The sequence below is a fragment of the Bradyrhizobium sp. WYCCWR 12699 genome, from assembly GCF_032144035.1.
In the GTDB taxonomy this organism is placed as follows: domain Bacteria; phylum Pseudomonadota; class Alphaproteobacteria; order Rhizobiales; family Xanthobacteraceae; genus Bradyrhizobium.
The window spans coordinates 260,169-274,894 of record NZ_JAVTJN010000032.1; the positions used below are offsets into that span (position 1 = coordinate 260,169).

A 14,726-nucleotide genomic window follows, 5' to 3' on the forward strand; every position below is an offset into this window, starting at 1 on the left:
CCGGTCGGCCATTTTCCGTGCAGGGCGGTGGTCGATGCGGGGCTGTCCGCCTGACGTTGTTCCCCGGGCGGCCCCGCTTCACGTGGCCCGTAGCCCGGATGGAGCGCAGCGCATTCCGGGGATCGTGCCCCACGTTGCACTGTCCCGGATTTCGCTGCGCTCCATCCGGGCTACGAGATTACCGCGCCAGCCACTCCGCGACCTCTCTCTGCGACTCCGCGCGCGCCTCTGCATTCGTGCCGAGATGGCCGCGCTCGGGCGCGCCTGCATCGTTGCTGCCAGCCGCATGCAGCGGCGTGTTGGCGCGGTCGAAATCGTGATAGGCGCCGGGATAGACCACGATGCGCGCGAGCGCGCTGCGGCCATGCGCGCCCTCCACCATCTGGCGGCAGGCCGGCGGCGACGAGACGTCGTCATCGGCGCCGATCAGCACCAGCGTGGGCACGCGCGTGCTCCAGCCGAGGCCGGCCGAGATCCGGCAATCGGGATAGAAAGCGACGGCAGCACGGAAATCCGGACCGAGATCCCGCGCGGCACTCTGCGGACGCACGGCCCAGAGCAGCGCGCTCGCGCCATTGGCCCAGCCCATCAGGCTGACGCGGTCGCGCGCCACCCAGCTCTGCTGCATCAGCCAGGCCCGGCTCGCCGCGATGTCGGCGACGCGCTCGCGCCGCGCCTTGACGTGCATCTCCTTGACGCGGCATTGCGGGCCGAGTTCGCGCGAGCCGTAGCTGTCGGGCCACAGCACGGCGTTGCCGGCCCTGAGCAGGCGCTCGGCCCAGTCGCGATAGCGCGGCAGGATGGAATCGGAATGGCCGCCGAGCCCGCCGCAGCCATGCAGCGCGATCACGGTCGGAAACGGGCCTGCTCCCTCGGGCTTGTAGAGCTGCGCATGGAGAACGCCCGACGCCAGCGGAATCTCGACTGCTAGCGGCGCCGGCGCGGCATGCGCGGCCGACATCACGAGCATCACGAACAGGGCGGTCAGTCGAAGGCGCATCGGACTCTGCCGTAGGGAGCTGCCGGAACCAGCGATCCTTCGCGCCAGAACTATCATGCGGAAACGGCGGCAAAACATCACAAACCGGTGGGTTTACCGGGCGGACAAGCCGCCCTATCTATGCTACATCCCGGCCAACACATCGTGCCCTCCGGGGGTTTCCTCGAGGGCGGCCTTCCACGGAGACTTTCGACCGTGCTGAACAAGTTCGGCCCCTCGGGCCATGGCGAAGCGCAGGTGCAATATCTCGACGGCGATTTCCGCGTGATCTCGCCGGGGACCTTCGTGCGCTGCGCCATCACCGACGCGCGGATTCCGCTCGACGAGCTGAAATACTGGAGCGTCGACCTGCAGGAGGCCTACGCCACGCCTGCCGCCGTGCTGCAGCGGCATTTTCCCGGCGCGCCGAGACCGCAGGAATCGTGATCCCGTCGTCAATCTCGCTCGCCTATTGCGGCTCGGGTGCATCGCCGCCCATGCAAGTCTTGATCGCACTCTTCCTGGATTCGCCGACGATCTTCTGATCGATCGCCTGCTTCAGGCAGTCGACCCGCGCCTGCGCCAGGCAGAGCTGCAGCTGGTCGCGCTTGTCCTGCCCTTTCAGGCTCGCCGTCGTGGCAAGGCACGTCACGCGCTTGGTCGCGGGAACCGGCACGGTGGCGGTCGGAGCGGCGGCAGGTGGTGCGGATGTCTGAGCAAGGGCGGGCAACACCGGCAGACACATGAGGCTGGCGGTAAGAAGCGCGGACCGCAATTTCATCTGACCTCTCCTTGGACGCAGCTCTATCGATAAGAGCCTGGCCATGAATGCCGGCTGAATGGCGGCGTGCGGCAACCAGGTCGGCACGAGCATCGATAAGGATGTGTCAATTGCGACGATATGCGCGCGCGTGATTTGCCAGCCTCACCGCCGATGATCTCCGCCACGCCGCTCCGCGTTGCATCGAGCAGTGCGCGCACTCAGTGGTTAGTCATTTCGCGCTGTAGTTGGATTCTTCGTTGCGATTTGGCGCCCTTAAGTTGTTCGACGAAGTCTTGGTGAAACAGAGGGCTGCTATAGTTGCATGTTAGGTAACTGGCCCTGCTCCTTTTATCGCGCAGACAATCAAGCCAACCAACCGACCATTGAGCTTTGGAATTGGCGCAGTCTGTGAACGGGCTCATATCGAAGCGTCATCTGGACGGCTACGTTCACCAAGAAAATTCGCGGCGGAATATCAAGCCAAACGATGGGGATGATCATGCCCGCCATATTAGAGTTGCTCTATCGTGAATATTGTCGCGCCCGTCTTGCTGAAATGCGGAAACAGCTTCTGATCGCGACTGAACGCGCTCAGGCTCCGGACGCGGATCATCATCCTGCAGATCGGGGGGACGATGACAAGATGCACATGCATCGCAAACCCGATTACCGCGCGCCGCACTGAAGCGGCCCGACCACGGGCAACCTCTCCCGCGTAGCAATGACCAAGCAATTGGCAACAGTTTGGGAGCCTGCAATGAATACACCCGAATACTATACTGTCATGGTGGCCTGCCTCTCGTGCCTGACCATTATCGGAATGATGGCCGCTGGGGCGTGGTGAGCACAACTGACTGCTGAAGCACGATCGCCGCGGAGAACCGCGGCCGCTGGCAAGCACGTTCAATCCGGCCCATGGCACCGGACGCAGCACGCATCGTATTACATCGTCCGTCGATGGACGCCAGACCTTCGGCTTGCAGACGTGATTGATCCCTTGATGTGAGCGTTGCCGCCGCCTGCAAAGCCTGCGGCGGCTTCGCTCAAGATCCGGAGTCAGCCTCCGGGCGGAGTATAAGAAGCACGCAGCTTCGCCGCATTCTGGCGGACCTGCTTGATCTCGTCCTGCGTGAACAACCGGGTCAGCTTCACGTTCTGCAGGGTGCCTGCCGTAACGGTCAGCCCGGAAATGGCCGGAGCCACGCCCGGATCAGGCACATCGAAAATCACCAGGACGCCTGGGCCGTCGGCCGCAACGCTGTACATCGAAATCAGCTTGCCGCCGGCGGCTTCAATGAGCTTCCTGGCGGCCTCCTGGCGATTGGTCGTGGGATTTTCCAAGATAGCGTTGAGCGCGCGTGGTGTGTATTGTCCGGTGAGGCAAAAATGCATGGCATGTTCTCCTCTGAACTCTTAGCAATACCTCTTCATGCCGTTCCGAGCTGGTCGTTACGGCCATCGCACCTGAAATGATGAAGATACACTGCCCGCCGTGGGCATAAACGCCGTCGATGATTTCCGGGAGTTCGGCACGTCCCGGTGACGGCTCTCATGAAAGGCTACATCAACTCCCGGACGTGCGGAAGAGACTTTGTCGCCCCCGCGACATGACAGCTCGGTTCACACATCGCATCGCGCCAATTCATTCGCCATCACACGTTGCGTTCGCGCAGGAAAGCGCGAGGCGCAATCTTCGCGGAATAGCCTTGCCTCCCTACGAGATCATCGCCTGCCAAATCTTCGCTCGCGCGCCTTGTAGAGCTGGTCGCCGATCAACTGGCGCAGCGCGTCGGGATCGTCGAACTCGAGATGGACGGCGAATGGCACGATGTCGTCAGGCACGCCATCCTGGCCGCGCAGGCGCGCAAGGTCCTTTTCCGTCGTCACCAGCGTGAGCTGCTCGCGCTCCGCCTCCGCCGCGAGGGCTGCGATCTCCTCGCGCGAGAACATGTGGTGATCGGCGAAGGCGCGCGTGCGCGCGACGTCGATGCCGCCGGCGCGAAGGGTGCGGAAGAAGCGTTCGGGATCGCCGATGCCGGCGAAGGCGAACACTTTCCGGCCGAGCAGTTGCGCGAGCGAGCCCGCATCCGGCTTCAACCGTGCGCGCAGCTCGGGCTTGTTGCGCTTGGCGAGCTCGGCCGCGACATCGTTGGCGGCGCGGCCGTCGCCGATCAGCACCAGCGCGTCGGTGCGTGCAAGCTGGGCCTGCAGCGGCGCGCGCAAGGGGCCTGCCGGGAACACCTGGCCGTTGCCGAGGCCGCGCTCGCTGTCGATCACGATCAGCGAAGCATCCTTGAGCAGGCGCGGGTTCTGGAAACCGTCGTCCATCAGGATGACGGTGGCGCCTTGCGACTTCGCCAGCGCAACACCGTCGACGCGGTCGCGCGCGACCACGACCGGGACGTCGCGCGCCATCATCAAGGGCTCGTCGCCCACATCGGCGGCGGTGTGACGGTCGCGGCCGACCATGACGGGGCCTTTCAGGCGCCCGCCGTAGCCGCGGCTGAGCACCACCGGCGTTTCGCCGAGCCCGCGCAACAGCTTCGTCAGCGCCAGCACGGTCGGCGTCTTGCCGGCGCCGCCGACATGGTAATTGCCGACGCAGATCACGGGGATGCCGGCATCCATGCCCTCGCGCAGCATGCGCCGTTCGGTGATCGCGCCGTAGAGCGCGCCGAACGGCCATAACGCATAGGACGGAAGAGAACGTGGCCGGTACCAGAAGGCCGGCTCACGCATTGGCGGCCCCCATCTCGATGCGCAATTGCAGCAGATAGGGCTCGAGTGCCGTCATGGTGCGATCCAGCGCGCCGCCGAGCCGCTCGACCACGCCGGTACCGGCGCGCTGCATTGTCTCGCGCAAGGCGGGATCGGCCAGCAGCTGGCCGAGCTGCTTGACCAGCGCCTCCTGATTATCGGCCTGCCGCGCCGCACCGCTCGCATCGAGCGCCTCGAACACATCGGTGAAGTTGAAGACGTGCGGACCATGGACGATGGCGGCGCCGAGCTTGATCGCCTCGATCGGATTCTGTCCGCCGTGGCGGATCAGCGACCCGCCCATGAACACGATCGGCGAGAGGCGGTAGAACAGGCCGAGCTCGCCCATGGTGTCGGCGACATAGATGTCGGTGGTCGCGCCCGGCAGTTCTTCGCGCGAGCGCAGGGCAGGCGTCAGGCCGGAGGCCGTGATCAGGCCAGCGATCGAGGAGCCGCGATCGGGATGCCGCGGCACGATCACGGTGAGGAGCTGCGGGAAGAAGCCGACGAGGCTGCGATGCGCGGCGACCAGCATCTCGTCCTCGCCCGGATGGGTCGAGGCCGCGACGATGATCGGCCGCCCGCGCGTCATCGCCATCAACCGCTCGAGCTTGGCGGGATCGGCCGGCGGCGCCGGCACGTCGAGCTTGAGATTCCCTGTCGTGGCGACGTCGCGGCCACCGAGCGCGGCGAAGCGTTCGGCATCGATCTTCGACTGCGCCAGGCAAATGTCGAACCGCGACAGCAGCGCCGAGATGGTGCCGTGCATGCGCCGCCAGCGCGGGAAGGAGCGCGGCGACATCCGCCCGTTGATCAGCACCATCGGCACGCGGCGCGCGGCGCCGGCGAGGATCAGGTTCGGCCACAGATCGGATTCGATGAACAGCGCCAGCGACGGCTTCCAGTGATCGAGGAAACGCGCGACATAACGCGGAGAATCATACGGCACGTATTGATGGATGACGTCGGGCGGAAAGCGCTTGGCGACCACCGCGGCCGAGGTGACGGTGCCCGAGGTGAGCAGGATGCGCAGATTGAGATCGCGCAAACGCTCGATCAGCGCCGCCGCGGCCAGCACCTCGCCGACGCTGGCACCGTGGATCCAGACCAGCGGGCCGTGCGGCCGCACGTCCCGGGAGAGACCGCGCCGCTCGCCGACGCGCGCGGGATCTTCCTTGCCCTGCTTCAGCCGCCGCTTGATCAGCGCGGGCGCCAGCGGCACCAGGCCGGAGGCCAGGCGCCGGTACATCCGCAGCGTGATCGGCAACGCAATGGGCAGCGATTTAGGCATCTTGAGGCCCCGGACGGCCGAGTTGCGCATAGGCGCGCCGGGTCGCCTCGTTCAAGGTCTCTTCCAGCTCCAGCCGCAGCGCTTCCATCGTGGCGGCATCCGCATCCGGTGGCACGTGGATTTCCTTGATGCCGACCAGGACGCCCCGCCCGAACGGCAGATTGATGGTGGTGCGGTCCCAGTTCTTCAGCCGGATGAAGCGGCTGGTCGCCATCGCGAAAGGCATGATCGGCCGCCCGGATTCCCGTGCCAGCATGATGATGCCGAGTCCCGCCACGCGCGCGCGCTTGGGGACATCGGCGGTCAGCGCGACATTACAACCGTCCTGCAGCGTCCGCACCATTTCCTTGAAGGCGCCGACGCCGCCTTTGCGGTGGAAGGCGCTGCCATGATCGCCGGAACCGCGGATCAGGCCGATGCCGAGCCGCTCCACCGCAATGGCGTTGAACTCGCCGTCGCGGTGCCGGGAGATCAGGACCTTGGCCCGATAGGAGTCCTTGTTCTTGATGAAGGGCGTGAGGAAATGCTGGCCGTGCCAGAAGGCGAAGATCGCCGGGATCTGCGGCTCGACGATGTCATAGACATCGGGCGGATCGAACGTGAACTTGTTGGTGCGCCAGACCAGACGCAGATATTCGGCCGCCAGAACCCCGACGGCACGCTGAAACCAGCTGCTTCGCAGCGTATTGCGAAGCAGTTTTTTCAACGTGCCGGTTCTTGATTGGGGTCGAGCAGCCGATGGAGATGGACGATGAAATAGCGCATCTGCGCATTATCGACCGTGCTCTGCGCCTTGGCCCGCCAGGCGGCGTGGGCGGTCGCATAATTCGGGTAGAGGCCGACGATCTCGACGTCGTCGAGATTCTTGAAGACGTTCTGCTCGAGATCGACGAGCTCGCCGCCGATGACGAGGTGGAGCAGTTGTTGCGGGGCACTATCTGGCATGAGTTCTGTTCCTAGCGGGCGGCCCGGCAAAGCAGTGTTCGACGAGCACGACGACGGGCGCTTCAGGCCAAGGGGCGATCTCGAAAATGCGCGACAATGCCCGCATGACGATCGCGCCCCGCTGCCACCAGCACCCCGTGCGCCACTTCCCGGCGGTTATAGAGGATGGGTTCTCCGGAGAGGTCGCTCATCCTACCATCGGCTTCCTGCACGATCAAATCGGCCGCCGCAAGGTCCCAATCATGGCTGTTGCCGCCCGCAAAAGCCGCATCCAGCGCGCCATGGGCGACCCGGCACAGGCGCAGCGCCAGCGAGCCGATTCGCGGATGCAGCTGGATGTCGCCGAGCGAGGGCTTCAGGCGCTCGACCAGGGGTTTCGGCCCGGCGACGCGGGCGAAGTCCAGCTCGGCTCCGCCCGTCGCCCGCACCGGGACGTCGTTGAGCGTCGTGCCGCGTCCGCGCGCGGCGAAGAAGAACTCGCCGCTCACAGGCGCGAACACTGCACCGAGCACGGGCGTTGCATCCTCGACCAGCGCGACGCTGACGCACCAATCGTCATGGCCGTTGAGGTAGTTGCGCGTGCCGTCGATGGGATCGACGATCCAGGTCAGCCGCCGCGACAGCCGGGCCGCGTCGTCGGCGCTCTCCTCCGAGAGCCAGCCATAATCCGGCGTCGCGCTCCGCAAGCGCGTTTCGAGCAAATCGTTGACGGCGATGTCGGCTTCCGACACCGGCGAGGATGCGCCCTTGATCCACTTCTTCAGCTCGGTGCGGAACATCGACTGCGCCAGTGCGCCCGCTTCCCGCACCGTGTCCTGCAGCAGTGCGGCGTCGCGGGTCAGGATCGTGTCGTTCGCGTCAACGTCCGCCAAGCGTCAAGCCCTCGATGCGCACCGTCGGCGCATTGATGCCGTAGCGGAATTCGAGATTGTTCGCCGGTTGCATCGATTTGAAGATCTCGAACAGATGGCCGGCGATCGTCACCTCGCTGACGGGATAGGTGATCTCGCCATTCTCGATCCAGAAGCCGGAAGCGCCGCGGCTGTAATCGCCGGTGACACCGTTGACGCCCGAGCCGATCAGATCGGTGACGTAGAAGCCCTGCTTGATGTCTGAGATCAATTCGGCCGGCGTCGGCGTGCCGGGTTCGAGATGCAGATTGTAGGGGCCCGGCGAGGGCGAGGAGGAGACGCCGCGATGGGCATGACCGGTGGTGGCAAGGCCGAGCTCGCGCGCGGTGGCGCAATCGAGCAGCCAGGTCGTCAGCACGCCCTCGTCGATCAGCGCGATCTTCTTCACGGCGACGCCCTCGGCGTCGAAGGTCTGCGAGCGCAGGCCGCGCTTGCGCAGGGGATCGTCGATGATGCGGATGTTCTTGGCAAACAGCTGCTGGCCGAGCTTGTCCTTCAGGAAGCTGGTCTTGCGCGCGATCGAGGCGCCATTGATGGCACCTACGACATGGCCGACCAGCGATCCGGCAACGCGCGGATCGAACACCACGGGCACCTTGCAGGTCTCGACCTTGCGCGGGTTGGAGCGCGCCACGGTGCGCTCGCCGGCGGAGCGGCCGACCACCTCCGGTGACAAGAGGTCGGCGGCATGCGGCGCCGAGGTGAAATCGTAGTCGCGCTCCATGCCGGTGCCCTCGCCCGAGATGGCGGTGGCCGAAATGCCCTGGCTGGAGCGCAAGTAGGAGCCGTGGAAACCGGTCGAGGTGACCAGCACCATGCCGCCCATGCCGGCGGAGGCCGAAGCGCCGCCGGATTTCGTGACGCCCTTCACGGCGAGCGCGGCGGCTTCGGCCGCGAGCGCGCGGCGCTCGAGCTCGCTGGTCGCGGGAATGTCGGGATCGAGCAGATCGAGATCGGGGAAATCGCGCGCGAGCAGCGCGGGATCGGCGAGGCCGACATATTTGTCGTCGGGGGCCACGCGCGCCATCGCGACCGCGCGTTCGGCAAGCTTGGTGACGGCATCGCCGCTGACGTCGTTGGTCGAGACCACCGCCTGACGCTGGCCGACCAGCACGCGCAGGCCGACATCGTCGCCCTCCGAGCGCTCGGATTCCTCGACGCGTCCGTCGCGCACCTCGACGCCTTGCGAGACGCCGCGCACGGCGACCGCATCGGCCGCGTCCGCGCCCGCGCGCCTGGCCGCCTCGACCAGCCGTTGCGCGAGATCGGAGAGCGCGGACTGGTCGAACAGGTCGCGATTGGCTGTGGTCGAGCTTGCGGATGGTGAAGAGTTCACGAACGAAATCCTGTTGGGGCGGGGGTTCGGGACCGGAACCCACAGATGTGCCCTGATCGCGCGGACTTCAAGCATTTTCAGCCCGCCAAAAGCTCAGATTCGCACCATCGGCGCAACGTCTCGTCAATCATGCGTGCCAAGGTCTTGTCAATCATGAGGAGCAGTGACGGTGGGTTAACCAGCCTTTTTAAGCGGTTTCGGAAGAGCGCGCGCTAAGGTCCTCGCATCGACCGGGAACATAATCCCGGCGGGGAGAACGAAAGCCGTGAGGCGTCAAACAGCAACATGCGGGGTCGCTCCCGCCGGGTCGAGCCGCTCTCTGCGGCTCGACCCTCTTTCCCTCCCGGTCCGCTTCGATGCGCATGATCCGCGCGCCGACGGATACACGAGGCAGATCGAGCTTCATCGCGAACGTGTCGTGCTGCGCCGTGCCGTCCGCGGCATGCAGATGGCGATCAACGTCCGCGTCAGCGACTTCACCGGCGTCGCGCTGCGCGGCAATGACGAGGCGCAGGCCCTCGTCCTCGTGCATCGCGATCCCTCGCTGTCCGTGCCGCTGCTGGTCGGTGCCGAGGGCGACGAGCTCAACGAGGCCTGGGCGATCTGGAGCGAGATCTTCGCGCTGCCGCAGCTCGACGAAGGCGCGCGCAAGCCCGCCGCCCGCCGTCGCCGCGCCAATGCGATCCGCGCCCGCCGTCCGAAATTCCTGATGCGCCGCCGCGTCGCGATGGCGCGCGAACTCACCGTTCATCGCGAAGAACGCGAGATCATCGCGCGGAATTAAGCGGCAGTCACAATTGCCGTAGGGCGGGTTAGCCGTAGGCGTAACCCGCCTCTTTGCTTTCTACTCGGACAGAAGTTGGCGGATTGCGCTTCGCTGATCCGCCCTACGCATCCTACGAGAGCTGTGCCCGCATCGCCGCGTCCGCGAGCAATCCCGCGAACAGCAGCAGGCCCGCATATTTGTTCGACTTGAACAGCCGCAGGCACAATTCGGGATCGTCGATCCGCAAGCGCATGACCTGCCACGCCAGATGCGCGGCGAAGGCGGCGAGCCCGAGCCAGGCCGGCCAGCGCGCATCGCCTGAGGCCAGCGCGACGCCGATCAGCATCACCGCGACGCCATAGAACAGGATCAGCGCCTGATGCGTATGGGCGCCGAACAGGCGCGCGGTGGATTTGACACCGATCAGCGCGTCGTCCTCGGCGTCCTGATGCGCATAGATCGTGTCGTAGCCGATCACCCAGGCGATCGAACCGGCATAGAGCACCAGCGCGGTGACGTCGATGCGTCCGAAGGTGACGGCGAAGCCCATCAGCGCGCCCCAGGAGAAGGCGAGTCCGAGAAAGACCTGCGGCCACCACGTGACGCGCTTCATGAAGGGATAGATGGCGACGACCAGGAGCGAGGCGATGCCGGTCATGACGGCAAAGCGGTTGAACTGGAGCAGCACGACGAACCCGAGCAGCGCCAGAGCAACCAGGAAGGCCAGCGCCTGCGTCACGGTGATCTGTCCCGCAGGCAGCGGCCGCGAGCGGGTGCGCTCGACCTTGTCGTCGAGATCGCGATCAGTGATGTCGTTCCAGGCGCAGCCCGCCCCGCGCATTGCGAAGGCGCCGATGAAGAACAGGACGATGGTGAGCGGCAGGCCGCGGACGTCATGCGCCATGCCGCTCGCGAGCGCCGCCGACCACCAGCACGGCATCAGCAGCAGCCAGGAGCCGATCGGACGATCGAAGCGGGACAGGCGCAAATAAGGCCGCGCCCATTGCGGCGCGCGCGTATCAACCCAGTTGCCGGTGGAATCGGCAACGCGGGCGGATGTGTCGCTCATCGGGTGAGGACGTTGCCGTTGAGTGTGTCGAAGGTGCTGCCGCCCTTCTTGCCGGCATTGGCCTCAGGCGCCGAGCCCGAGCCCAGCACCTCGCTCAGCGACGGGCCTGCGGGGCGCGCCTGCTGCTGCTGCATCTGCGTCGCGACGTTGCAGACCTTGGTCGCCATGGCCTCGGTGTTCTTGTGGCCGTCCTTCATCTGCGCGCCGACCTGCGGCGGGATTCCGCATTTGGCGGCGTGGGTCTCGATGTACTTGATCATCTTGGTTTCAGCCTGGCTGAAATTGCGGATCAGCTTGCAGGCCTCGTCCGGCGGCGCGTGACGGTCGCTCGCGGCCTTGATCAGCTTGCCGCGCTTCTCGGCCTCTTCGCGCAGGGGCATGAACGCCTTCATGCAGTCCTCGCCGGGACCGGCCTGGGTCGGCGGCGCCGCGCTGAAAGCACCAGCGCCACCGATCGGGGCGGCGCCATTCACGGGAAATGACGATTGCGGAGCCGCACCGACCGACGCGGTCGGCGCCGCACCGTTCACCGGCGGAAACGCCGAACTGGCGGGAGCCTGATTGGGGAGCGGCGCCGGGAACGCGCTTTGCGCATAAGCACCTGGGGCAACCATGGTGATCATGGCCGCAGCGATCGGAACCATCAAACGACGGATCATCAAGAAATTCTCTCCGGCAGGAGCTGACGGGGTCCAGCGTCTTCCCAACAGAAGCGCAACCAGCGTGCTCGCGATTTTACGATTCCCGCCGGCGCTTAACAACCCGCCGAATAGGGCAAGAGCGCGGCGCGCCGACGCAGCGGTTCGGCAATATTTACCCCCGGAAGGGCTGCTTTCGGTTAATAACGGCGCCAAATCGGACTTTTGAACGATGCCCGCCTACGATTTTCGCGCTCCCCGCCTGTTCGTCGATGCCCCCCTTGCCCAGGACGCCAGTGTCGCGCTCGACCGCGACCAGAGCAATTACCTCGGCAACGTGCTGCGGCTCGCCGCCGGGGCCGAGGTTTTGGCGTTCAACGGCCGCGACGGCGAGTGGCAGGCCGCCATTGAAGGCCGCAAGCGGCCGGACGGCCTCCTCATCCTCCAGCAGACCCGGCCTCAGGACCGGCTTGCCGACCTCGCCTACGTCTTCGCCCCGCTGAAGCATGCCCGGCTCGATTACATGGTCCAGAAGGCCATCGAGATGGGCGCCGCCGCCCTGCAGCCGGTGCTGACCCGGTTCACCCAGGCCTCCCGGGTCAATACCGAGAGGATGCGGGCCAATGTCGTCGAGGCGGCCGAGCAATGCGGTATCCTGAGCATCGCCACCGTCGCCGAACCGGTGGCCCTGGAGCGCTTTTTGAGCCAGCGCCCGGCCGACCGGCTGCTGATCTTCTGCGATGAGGCCGCGGAAGTCGAAAACCCGGTCCAGAGCCTGCAGGCCGCCCGCGAGGCCGCCCAAGGGATCGACGTCCTGATCGGCCCCGAAGGGGGCTTCGCCGAGGAAGAGCGCGCCCTCCTGCTGCGGCAGCCCAAGATCCTCCGGCTGGCCCTGGGTCCCCGGATCATGCGGGCCGACACGGCCGCCGTGGCGGCGCTGGCGCTGGTCCAGGCGGTGCTGGGCGATTGGGGCGGCACGACCGCCGAAGCCAAGTCCAGCTGATCCCCCGTTAAGCGATTGATCCTTTGGAGGTCGAAACCGCGCATCGGCCATGCTAAGGGCTGCGCAATTCCTGTCCTTCCCCTTGCCCTGCCCGGTTCCACCGGGACAGATGGACCTCTGTCATGACCGCGACTGCCACCTCAAATGCTGCCGGCTCCGCCGCCTGGGCGGATACGCTGCTCTTGTCGTTCGCGCAGGCCGGCTATGTCAGGGCCGAGCCGGCGATCCTGCAGCCGGCCGAGCCGTTCCTCGACCTCTCCGGCGAGGACATCCGCAAGAGCCTGTATCTGACCACGGATCTCACGGGCGAGGAGCTGTGCCTGCGCCCGGACCTGACCATTCCGGTCGCCCGCGACTACCTCGCCTCCAGCCGCGCCGGCCAGCCGGCCGGGTTCAGCTATCTCGGCCCGGTGTTTCGTTACCGCAGCGGCCAGGCCAGCGAATTCCTGCAGGCCGGCATCGAATCGTTCGGCCGCCAGGACCGCGCCGCGGCCGATGCCGAGACGCTGGCCCTGGCGCTGGAGGCGACCGCGGCCTTCGGCGTCCGCGACGTCGAGATCCGCACCGGCGACGTGGCGCTGTTCAACGCGCTGCTCGACGCGCTCGACCTCTACCCGGTCTGGCGCCGCCGCCTGGTCAAGGATTTCAACCGCAAGATCAGCCTGGAGCAGGATCTGGAGCGGCTGGCGGCCGCGACCACCGCGACCCGGAGTGAATATGAGGGCGTGCTCGCAGCCCTCGCCGGCTCCGACCGCAAGGCCGCGCTCGCCTTCGTCACCGATCTGATGTCGATCGCCGGCACCACCAATGTCGGCGGCCGCACCACCGCCGAGATCGCCGATCGCTTCCTCGAGCAATCGACGCTGAAGGGCGGCGCGCTGTCGCGCGAGGCGATCACCGTGCTCAAGCGCTTCCTGTCGATATCGGGCAGCCCCGACGATTCCATAGCCGCGCTGCGCGCGCTGACCAATGATGCCAAGCTCGACCTTGCCGCGGCCATCGACCAGTTCGAAAGCCGGGTCGGCTTCATGGCCGCGCGCGGCATCGACGTGAAGCAGACGCGCTTTTCGACCGCGTTCGGACGCGGCCTCGACTATTACACCGGGTTCGAATTCGAGCTGCATCACCGCGGCAACGGCGCCGAGCCGCTGGTCGCCGGCGGCCGCTATGACGGGCTGATGACCCAGCTCGGATCGTCTGAACCCATTCCCGCGGTCGGCTTCTCGGTCTGGGTGGATGCGCTGACCAGGATCGGCCGCAAGGTGGGAGCTTAAGTCATGAGCGCGCCATTCGTTCTGGCCGTTCCCTCCAAGGGCCGCCTGCAGGAGAACACCGAAGCCTTCTTCGCCCGCGCGGGCCTGAAGCTGTCGAAGGCCGGCGGCGCGCGCGACTACCGCGGCACCATCGCGGGCCTCGACAATGTCGAGGTCGCCTATCTGTCGGCGAGCGAGATCGCATCGCAATTGTCGCGCGGCGTCGCGCATCTCGGCGTCACCGGTGAAGACCTGGTGCGCGAGAACATCGCCGATGCCGACAACCGCGTGTCGCTGATCGACGGCCTCGGCTTCGGCTATGCCGACGTCGTCGTCGCGGTGCCGCAGGCCTGGATCGACGTCCGCACCATGGCCGATCTCGACGACGTCACCACCGGCTTCCGCGAGCAGCATCACATGCGGATGCGGGTCGCGACCAAGTTCGTCAATCTCACCCGGGCGTTCTTCCAGACCCACGGCATCACCGATTACCGCATCGTCGAGAGCGCAGGCGCGACCGAAGGCGCACCTGCGGCCGGCAGCGCCGAGCTGATCGTCGACATCACGACGACCGGCGCGACGCTCGCCGCCAACGGCCTGCGGGTGCTCGACGACGGCATGATCCTGCGCAGCCAGGCCAATCTCGTGGCGTCGAAGGACGCGGACTGGTCGCCGCAGGCCCGCGAGACGGCGCGCGTGATCCTCGATCACATCGCGGCACGGGCGCGGGCCAACAAATACCGCGAGGTCCGCACCCGCTTTCGGCAATGCGACGCCGCCCTGCTCGGCGAGGCCCACAGCCGGTTCGGCGTCGAGGCCCCGTTCGGCGGACCGACCTCGTCAGGCATGCTGACGTTGCACTGCCCACCGGGGCAGCTCTATGCACTGGCGAGCTTCCTGCGCGAGCATGGCGCCGAGACCGTCTCGGTGGTCTCGCTCGATTACGTGTTCGACCGCGAGAACCCGCTGTTCGCAAAGCTCGAAGCGTTCCTGCGGCGGTGAGCCCAGGTCCGCT

General features: G+C 66.3%; 16 protein-coding genes. 5 read left to right on the forward strand and 11 right to left on the reverse strand.

Annotated elements, in window-relative coordinates:
* Positions 1-178: 178 nt before the first annotated feature.
* The gene (locus tag RPS27_RS16040; RefSeq protein WP_212067967.1) at positions 179-1,000 is read right to left on the reverse strand and encodes a dienelactone hydrolase family protein; all 822 of its coding nucleotides are present in this window, start codon (positions 998-1,000) and stop codon (positions 179-181) included.
* A gap of 195 nt (positions 1,001-1,195) precedes the next feature.
* On the opposite strand from RPS27_RS16040, the gene RPS27_RS16045 reads away from it, so the two are divergent.
* Entirely contained in the window at positions 1,196-1,426 is a 231-nt protein-coding gene (locus RPS27_RS16045) for a DUF2093 domain-containing protein (RefSeq protein WP_194406045.1), read from the forward strand.
* A gap of 22 nt (positions 1,427-1,448) precedes the next feature.
* Here the strand turns inward: RPS27_RS16045 and RPS27_RS16050 are convergent, their stop codons facing one another.
* The 8 genes from RPS27_RS16050 to RPS27_RS16085 all read right to left on the reverse strand — a co-directional run bounded on the left by RPS27_RS16050 (position 1,449) and on the right by RPS27_RS16085 (position 8,982).
* Positions 1,449-1,760: a hypothetical protein gene (locus RPS27_RS16050; RefSeq protein WP_212067966.1), complete on the reverse strand. Its 312-nt coding sequence runs from the start codon at positions 1,758-1,760 to the stop codon at positions 1,449-1,451.
* A 1,038-nt stretch (positions 1,761-2,798) separates the two neighbouring features.
* Positions 2,799-3,134 (reverse strand): GYD domain-containing protein, encoded by a 336-nt coding sequence (locus tag RPS27_RS16055; protein WP_194406043.1) that lies wholly within the window; start codon positions 3,132-3,134, stop codon positions 2,799-2,801.
* 330 nt (positions 3,135-3,464) lie between these two features.
* Positions 3,465-4,481: a tetraacyldisaccharide 4'-kinase gene (lpxK, locus tag RPS27_RS16060; RefSeq protein ID WP_212067965.1), complete on the reverse strand. Its 1,017-nt coding sequence runs from the start codon at positions 4,479-4,481 to the stop codon at positions 3,465-3,467.
* Positions 4,474-5,820, reverse strand: a complete 1,347-nt coding sequence (locus RPS27_RS16065; RefSeq protein WP_259215828.1) for a 3-deoxy-D-manno-octulosonic acid transferase — start codon at positions 5,818-5,820, stop codon at positions 4,474-4,476. Before RPS27_RS16065 ends, lpxK begins: the two co-directional genes overlap by 8 nt.
* Positions 5,783-6,496: a lysophospholipid acyltransferase family protein gene (locus RPS27_RS16070; RefSeq protein WP_212067963.1), complete on the reverse strand. Its 714-nt coding sequence runs from the start codon at positions 6,494-6,496 to the stop codon at positions 5,783-5,785. The genes RPS27_RS16065 and RPS27_RS16070 overlap by 38 nt, the downstream gene beginning before the upstream one ends.
* Positions 6,493-6,735 (reverse strand): DUF4170 domain-containing protein, encoded by a 243-nt coding sequence (locus RPS27_RS16075; protein ID WP_028134338.1) that lies wholly within the window; start codon positions 6,733-6,735, stop codon positions 6,493-6,495. Before RPS27_RS16075 ends, RPS27_RS16070 begins: the two co-directional genes overlap by 4 nt.
* Before the next feature lie 62 nt (positions 6,736-6,797).
* Complete coding sequence (locus tag RPS27_RS16080) at positions 6,798-7,607, reverse strand: 3'(2'),5'-bisphosphate nucleotidase CysQ (protein ID WP_211418526.1); 810 nt, start codon at positions 7,605-7,607, stop codon at positions 6,798-6,800.
* Positions 7,594-8,982, reverse strand: coding sequence for a TldD/PmbA family protein (locus RPS27_RS16085; protein ID WP_212067962.1), 1,389 nt, complete (start codon positions 8,980-8,982; stop codon positions 7,594-7,596). Before RPS27_RS16085 ends, RPS27_RS16080 begins: the two co-directional genes overlap by 14 nt.
* Before the next feature lie 265 nt (positions 8,983-9,247).
* Between RPS27_RS16085 and RPS27_RS16090 the strand changes: the two genes are divergently transcribed.
* A complete protein-coding gene (locus tag RPS27_RS16090) occupies positions 9,248-9,766 on the forward strand; it encodes a DUF6101 family protein (RefSeq protein ID WP_212067961.1) in 519 nt (172 codons plus the stop codon).
* A gap of 112 nt (positions 9,767-9,878) precedes the next feature.
* On the opposite strand, the gene ubiA is transcribed toward RPS27_RS16090, so the two are convergent.
* Positions 9,879-10,817, reverse strand: coding sequence for a 4-hydroxybenzoate octaprenyltransferase (gene ubiA, locus RPS27_RS16095; RefSeq protein ID WP_212067960.1), 939 nt, complete (start codon positions 10,815-10,817; stop codon positions 9,879-9,881).
* On the reverse strand, positions 10,814-11,476 hold the full coding sequence (locus RPS27_RS16100; protein ID WP_212067959.1) for a hypothetical protein: 663 nt from the start codon (positions 11,474-11,476) through the stop codon (positions 10,814-10,816). The genes ubiA and RPS27_RS16100 overlap by 4 nt, the downstream gene beginning before the upstream one ends.
* 211 nt (positions 11,477-11,687) lie before the next feature.
* On the opposite strand from RPS27_RS16100, the gene RPS27_RS16105 reads away from it, so the two are divergent.
* The 3 genes from RPS27_RS16105 to hisG all read left to right on the forward strand — a co-directional run bounded on the left by RPS27_RS16105 (position 11,688) and on the right by hisG (position 14,713).
* On the forward strand, positions 11,688-12,458 hold the full coding sequence (locus RPS27_RS16105; RefSeq protein WP_212067958.1) for a 16S rRNA (uracil(1498)-N(3))-methyltransferase: 771 nt from the start codon (positions 11,688-11,690) through the stop codon (positions 12,456-12,458).
* A 122-nt stretch (positions 12,459-12,580) separates the two neighbouring features.
* Positions 12,581-13,732, forward strand: a complete 1,152-nt coding sequence (locus RPS27_RS16110; RefSeq protein ID WP_211418531.1) for an ATP phosphoribosyltransferase regulatory subunit — start codon at positions 12,581-12,583, stop codon at positions 13,730-13,732.
* Between the two features lie 3 nt (positions 13,733-13,735).
* Positions 13,736-14,713 (forward strand): ATP phosphoribosyltransferase, encoded by a 978-nt coding sequence (hisG, locus tag RPS27_RS16115; protein WP_211418532.1) that lies wholly within the window; start codon positions 13,736-13,738, stop codon positions 14,711-14,713.
* Positions 14,714-14,726: the final 13 nt, after the last annotated feature.

Excerpts from the sequence above, each read along its gene's own strand:
- RPS27_RS16105 (WP_212067958.1), top strand. The coding sequence starts at position 11,688 with ATGCCCGCCTACGATTTTCGCGCTCCCCGCCTGTTCGTCGATGCCCCC.
- RPS27_RS16075 (WP_028134338.1), bottom strand. The coding sequence starts at position 6,735 with ATGCCAGATAGTGCCCCGCAACAACTGCTCCACCTCGTCATCGGCGGC.
- RPS27_RS16040 (WP_212067967.1), bottom strand. The coding sequence starts at position 1,000 with ATGCGCCTTCGACTGACCGCCCTGTTCGTGATGCTCGTGATGTCGGCC.
- hisG (WP_211418532.1), top strand. The coding sequence starts at position 13,736 with ATGAGCGCGCCATTCGTTCTGGCCGTTCCCTCCAAGGGCCGCCTGCAG.
- lpxK (WP_212067965.1), bottom strand. The coding sequence starts at position 4,481 with ATGCGTGAGCCGGCCTTCTGGTACCGGCCACGTTCTCTTCCGTCCTAT.
- RPS27_RS16100 (WP_212067959.1), bottom strand. The coding sequence starts at position 11,476 with ATGATCCGTCGTTTGATGGTTCCGATCGCTGCGGCCATGATCACCATG.
- RPS27_RS16050 (WP_212067966.1), bottom strand. The coding sequence starts at position 1,760 with ATGAAATTGCGGTCCGCGCTTCTTACCGCCAGCCTCATGTGTCTGCCG.
- RPS27_RS16055 (WP_194406043.1), bottom strand. The coding sequence starts at position 3,134 with ATGCATTTTTGCCTCACCGGACAATACACACCACGCGCGCTCAACGCT.
- ubiA (WP_212067960.1), bottom strand. The coding sequence starts at position 10,817 with ATGAGCGACACATCCGCCCGCGTTGCCGATTCCACCGGCAACTGGGTT.
- RPS27_RS16110 (WP_211418531.1), top strand. The coding sequence starts at position 12,581 with ATGACCGCGACTGCCACCTCAAATGCTGCCGGCTCCGCCGCCTGGGCG.
- RPS27_RS16065 (WP_259215828.1), bottom strand. The coding sequence starts at position 5,820 with ATGCGCAACTCGGCCGTCCGGGGCCTCAAGATGCCTAAATCGCTGCCC.